Genomic DNA, 4,548 nt, shown 5'->3' on the forward strand with positions numbered 1-4,548 from the left:
CCAGGTCTGGCGGCAGGTGGCCGTGACCAACCTCGACGACCAGGTGCAGCCCGCGCCTACCGCGGATCCCAAGATGCCATCCTGGGGCGGCTCGAAGGTCGCGCTCTCGACCTACCTCGCCAAGCGGGTGCGCCAGTTGATGTACGACCAGGCGCACTGGCAGGTGCTGCCCGCCGATGTCCGCGAGTGGCTGGAGGCGCAGCGCGACCGCTCCGTCATCCCCGAGGAAGACGAGATGCTGTTGGAGACCTTCGCCCGTGGGCGGCGGCATTTCATGGTCTGCTATCCGTTCGAGGGCCGCCTGGCGCACACCACGCTGGCCATGCTGCTGACGCGGCGGCTGGAGCGGATGGGTGCGGCGCCGCTGGGCTTCGTCTGCAACGACTACGCATTGGCCGTCTGGGCGCTCAATCCGCTGGAAGGCCTCGATTTCGGCGAACTCTTCGACGAGGACATGCTGGGCGACGATCTGGAAGCGTGGCTCGCCGATAGCTTCATGATGAAGCGCGCCTTCAAGGGCTGCGCGATCGTCGCGGGGCTGATCGAGCGGCGCTTCCCGGGCCAGCAGCAGAAGTCGGGGCGCCAGATCACCTTCTCAACCGACCTCATCTACGACACGCTTCGCCGCCACCAGCCGGACCACCTGCTGCTGCGCTGCGCGCGGGACGACGCGGCGACCGGCCTCATCGACGTGGCGCGGCTCGGGCAGATGCTGGCGCGCATCAAGGGGCGGATCCGGCATGCGCCGCTCGAGCACCTGTCCCCGTTCTCGGTGCCGATCCTGCTGGAGATCGGCAAGGAGCGGTCACCCGGCCAGGCGGGCGAAATGATCCTTAGGGAGGCGGCCGACGACCTGATCGCCGAGGCAATGCAATGAACGCCGTCACCGCCCGGGCCTTCGCCTACGACTACTCCCAGAGCGACTGCGGGGCGCTGCGCACGCGGATCGGCGGGGCGGAGGCGCTGTTGCGCTGCTCCGGGGCTCTATGGCTCGCGGGCGAGCGCGCCCTGGTGGTCGCCGACCTGCACCTGGAGAAGGGTAGTTCCTACGCCGCGCGCGGCCAGATGCTTCCGCCCTACGACACCCGCGAGACGTTGAAACGCCTGGCAGCCGAGGTCGAGGCCCTGACGCCTGCCATGGTGGTCCTGCTGGGCGACACCTTCCACGACCGCAAGTCCGAGGCGCGGCTGGCGGCGGACGACGCCGAGCGGTTGCGCGAACTGGCCCGCGGCAGGACGCTGGTCTGGGTGGTCGGCAACCACGACGCCGACGGACCGCACGCCCTGCCCGGCGAGACCGCCGACGAGCTCGAACTCTGTGGCCTGACGCTCCGGCACGAGCCGCGCGCGAGCCCGCAGCCGGGAGAGGTTTCCGGCCACCTGCATCCGGCCGCCCGCGTGAAGGCGACCCGCGGCAGCGTGCGCCGCCGCTGCTTCATCACCGATTCCGAACGCGCGATCCTGCCGGCCTTCGGCGCCTATGCGGGCGGGCTGAACGTCCGCGACAAGGCTTTCGACGGCCTGTTCGCGCGGCCGCCGCTGGCCGGCGCATTGGGTAATGGCCGGGTGCATGCGGTGGGATGGCGGTCGCTGGTCGGGGACTGAGCGCGCCTCAGACGTGGCCCGTCTTCATCGCCTGATCCAGGCAGACCGCCAGCGAGATGCAGGCGCCGGCGGTGAGCGCGGTGGAGAGCCTGGGATAGCGGGCCGGCACGTCGGGGGCCTGGTGGTCGAACAGCCACTGCACCAGGAAGGCGCCGATGCAGCCGCCGATGATCCAGCCGTCGGGGATGCGGTGACGGGCCGCCAGCAGAGTCCAGGCGACGACCGGCGAGAGCACTGAGATCAGCAGGCGCTCGGCCCTGGGCTTTAGCCGACCGGATTCCATGCCCCAGCGGACACCGCCCAGGAAGGCCAGGATGATGCCCGACCAGGTCAAGATGACCGTAAGCGCCGGGCGGGCGATGTCGGCGGCGCCCCAGCCGTAGGCGATGGCGGCGATGGGGAAAGGCGCAAGTGCGCAGAGCGCGATGGCCCAGAGCGCCGGGGGGATGGACTCGTAGCGAGCTGCGGGTTCCGGCATGTCCGTCACCATTCAGTCTCTCCGAAACGCGGACGACGCCGCCCAGCCGGCCGCCAGCGCGAATACCATCGCAGCTAGACCGTAGGACCATGGCCTCTCATGGGCCCAAAGGTAAAGGCTGCGTGCGGCGCCGACCTTCTCGACGGTGAGCGTCCGATCCTTCTCGGACACCGGCTGGCCGTTCTGGAACAAGAGGATGCGGACGTCGTACCTGCCGATCGGCGCCTCGGCCGGCAGGGCGATCTCAGCACGGAAGAGGCCCTTGTCGACGAAGCGCACGCCATGTTCGTCCACCGCGTAGAGGTGCTGGGCCTCCTTCAGGCGCACCACCGCGCGGCGCCAGTCGAGGTAGTCGGCCCCCAGCCGGCTCACCACCACGTCGCGGACCCCGTAGCGGGTCTCCGTGCGCTGTTCGGCGGGCGCGTTGATCGCCAGGTGGTCGACGCCGGCGCCCAGCCGCCGCAGCACGCCGAAGCGGGCGATGTCGTCCAGGGGGCGGGTGGATGCCGCGATGTAGAACCCGGGCGCGCCTTGGAAGACCACCGGGCGGCTGTTGACCCAGAGGCCTGCCACGCGGCTCTTGCGCGCGATCCGCACCGGCTGATCGGGGCCGCGAACGATGACCACCACGTCGCTCGGCCGCGAGACCGGGTCGAAGACCGCGCCGTAGAGCACGATCTGGTCGCCGCGGAAGTCAGAGTTCACCCGCACGCGGGTTTCTGTCAGCGCCGCGGAGATCGCAGCCGGATGCGTCGGCGGCGCGGCAGGCGAGACCGCCGCGGCGATCACCCGCCGGTCCCCGACATCAGTACGAAGGCTTCGCGCGGGGTGAAGAACAGGCCAAGGCCCATCCGCAGGCCGACCAGGAGGACGATCAGCGCCAGGAGGGCGCGAAGCTCCTCGGCGCGGAAGCGCGAGGAGGCGCGGGCGCCGAACTGGGCGCCGAGCACGCCGCCCACCAGCAGCAGGGTGGCCAGCACGATATCGACGGTCTGGTTACGGCCGGCCTGCAGCACGCCGGTGAGCGCGGTGGTGATGATGATCTGGAAGAGGCTTGTGCCGACCACCACGCTGGCCGGCATCCGCAGGATGTAGACCATGGCGGGCACCAGGACGAAGCCGCCGCCGACGCCCATGATCGCCGAGAGCACGCCCACGAAGGCGCCCAGCGCCAACGGCGGGATCACGCTGATGTAGAGCCGCGAGCGGGGGAAGCGCATCTTCAGCGGCAGGCCGTAGAGCCAGGGCGGCCGGCGCTCGCCGCGCGGCGGCGCAGGCGCGTTGCGGCGCCGGCGCAGGATGGCGCCGATCGACTCCCAGAACATCAGGCCGCCGATGATCCCCAGGAAGATCAGGTAGGAGAGCGCCACCACCAGGTCGGCCTGGCCGAGCAGCCGCAGCCAGCGGAAGATCTCGACGCCGAGGACCGAACCCACCGCCCCGCCGGCGGCCAGCACTCCGCCCATGCGGAAATCCACGCCGCGCTTGCGGCCGTAGGACATCACGCTCGACATCGACGAGGCGGCGACGTGGTTGGACATGCTGGCCACCGCCACGGCCGGCGGGATGCCGAGAAACACCAGCACCGGGGTCATCAGGAACCCGCCGCCGATGCCGAACATGCCGGAGATGAAGCCCACCAGGGCGCCCAGCGCCACCAGCAGGGGTGCGTTCACGGACACCTCGGCGATGGGCAGGTAGAGGTCCAAAGCGCAGCGCCTAGTTACGAGCGGCAGCCGGCCGGAACCCGACTCAGCGCGTCAGGACGGAGAGCCGGGAAACCGTGGCGGGGTCGAGCGACCCGGTGGCCGCCAAGCCTTGATCGCGCTGATAGGCGGTCACGGCAAGCTTGAGCTGGCGCGAGACCGCGCCGTCCGGCCGTCCCCTGTAGTAGCCCAGCCGGCCGAGGACCTTCTGGGCGGCGACGACGGAGAGGCCCGGGGCCGGCATGTCCGAGGGCGACAAGGCGGCGACAGGCTCGAAGGCGCCGGCCTGGCCCTCGGCGGCGGCGAGCTGGGTGGCCGGTAGCTTGCCCGCCAGGTCCGTGGCGCTCGCGCGGGCCTCGGCGTCGCCGGCGTTGGCGGCGACTGTGAACCACTTGTAGGCCTGGGCGAGATCGCGCGGCACGCCTGACCCCGACAGGTAGAGCAGGCCCAGGTTGTACTGCGAGTCCACCACCCCGCGCTGGGCGGCCTTCTTGAACCACTGGGCGGCGGCGGCAGCGTCCTGCGGCCCGCCCTCCCCGCGAAAGTAGTAGAGGGCGAGGTTGTGCATGGCCGGAGGGTCGCCGGCTTCGGCGGCGCGCTCGGTCCAGCGGCGCGCCTCGGCCAGGTTCTGCACGACCCCCGACTGGCCGGTTTCATAGAGCCTGGCCAGGAAGACCTGCGCCGGCGCGGAGCCGCCGTCGGCCAGGGCCTTCAGATGGCTGAGCGCGCCGGGCCGCCTGGCCGCCACTGCGCGGGCGG

The 4,548-nt window shown here is 71.1% G+C and carries 5 protein-coding genes and 1 pseudogene; 2 read left to right on the plus strand and 4 right to left on the minus strand.

Annotated features, from left to right (window positions below):
- Both JWP28_RS03680 and pdeM read left to right on the plus strand, forming a co-directional pair.
- A pseudogene (locus JWP28_RS03680) lies at window positions 1–877 on the plus strand (DNA ligase-associated DEXH box helicase); the annotation flags it as partial.
- Entirely contained in the window at window positions 874–1,605 is a 732-nt protein-coding gene (gene pdeM, locus JWP28_RS03685; protein WP_299540062.1) for a ligase-associated DNA damage response endonuclease PdeM, read from the plus strand. The pseudogene JWP28_RS03680 and the gene pdeM, both read left to right, overlap by 4 nt.
- 7 nt (window positions 1,606–1,612) lie before the next feature.
- Here pdeM and JWP28_RS03690 read toward each other — a convergent pair whose 3' ends face one another.
- From JWP28_RS03690 to JWP28_RS03705, 4 genes are all read right to left on the minus strand, one after another.
- Window positions 1,613–2,095: a DUF3429 domain-containing protein gene (locus JWP28_RS03690; RefSeq protein WP_299540064.1), complete on the minus strand. Its 483-nt coding sequence runs from the start codon at window positions 2,093–2,095 to the stop codon at window positions 1,613–1,615.
- The gene (locus JWP28_RS03695; RefSeq protein WP_299540067.1) at window positions 2,096–2,872 is read right to left on the minus strand and encodes a TIGR02186 family protein; all 777 of its coding nucleotides are present in this window, start codon (window positions 2,870–2,872) and stop codon (window positions 2,096–2,098) included.
- On the minus strand, window positions 2,869–3,792 hold the full coding sequence (locus JWP28_RS03700; protein WP_299540069.1) for a sulfite exporter TauE/SafE family protein: 924 nt from the start codon (window positions 3,790–3,792) through the stop codon (window positions 2,869–2,871). Before JWP28_RS03700 ends, JWP28_RS03695 begins: the two co-directional genes overlap by 4 nt.
- Window positions 3,793–3,835: 43 nt before the next feature.
- The coding region (locus JWP28_RS03705) for an SEL1-like repeat protein (RefSeq protein WP_299540071.1) at window positions 3,836–4,548 on the minus strand (713 nt) is incomplete at its 5' end.

This window comes from Phenylobacterium sp. (genome assembly GCF_028290885.1).
GTDB lineage: Bacteria > Pseudomonadota > Alphaproteobacteria > Caulobacterales > Caulobacteraceae > Phenylobacterium.